We start from the raw sequence: 524 nt of genomic DNA, 5'->3' as shown, positions 1-524 counted from the left end.
CTCATCGAGGCGACGGCGCCCGAGCCGGGGGAGGACGAGGAGCTCACTGCGCGCGCGGAGCGTCTCGCCAATGCCGAAGAGCTGCGTCTCGCGGCCTCCCTCGCCCACGGCGCGCTCTCGAACGAAGAGGGCGAGCCCGATGCCTCGGCACTCGTCGCTGAGGCGCGTCGCGTGCTGGAGAGGGCGTCCGATGCCCAGCTGATCGCGATCGGGGAGAACCTCGCCGACATCGGCTACCGGATCGCCGACACCGCCGGCCTCCTCTCCGCCTATCTCGCAGACCTCGATGAGACCGGTCCGCATGAGCTCGCCGCCGTCGAGGAACGCCGTGCCGCCCTCGGCACCCTGATCCGTGCGCACGGATCTCTCGACGAAGCCCTGGCCCTCTGGCAGACCGGATCCGCTCGATTGGCCGAGCTCGATGACGACGGAGATCGCATCGAACGCCTCATCGCCGAGCGGGATGCGGCGCGGAGCGAGCTCGACGCACACGCCGACGCCCTGACGGCAGCGCGCACCGAGGC

Annotated in this window: 1 pseudogene; it reads left to right on the top strand. The window is 71.2% G+C overall.

The features are described 5' to 3' along the window. Window positions 1–524 (top strand): annotated as a pseudogene (locus tag KZA10_RS17435) (DNA repair protein RecN); the annotation flags it as partial.

The sequence above is a fragment of the Microbacterium sp. BF1 genome, assembly GCF_019279095.1.
Classification (GTDB): domain Bacteria; phylum Actinomycetota; class Actinomycetes; order Actinomycetales; family Microbacteriaceae; genus Microbacterium; species Microbacterium maritypicum.
The sequence above is the reverse complement of the archived record's forward strand: the minus strand, read 5'-3'. Positions and strand labels throughout refer to the sequence as shown.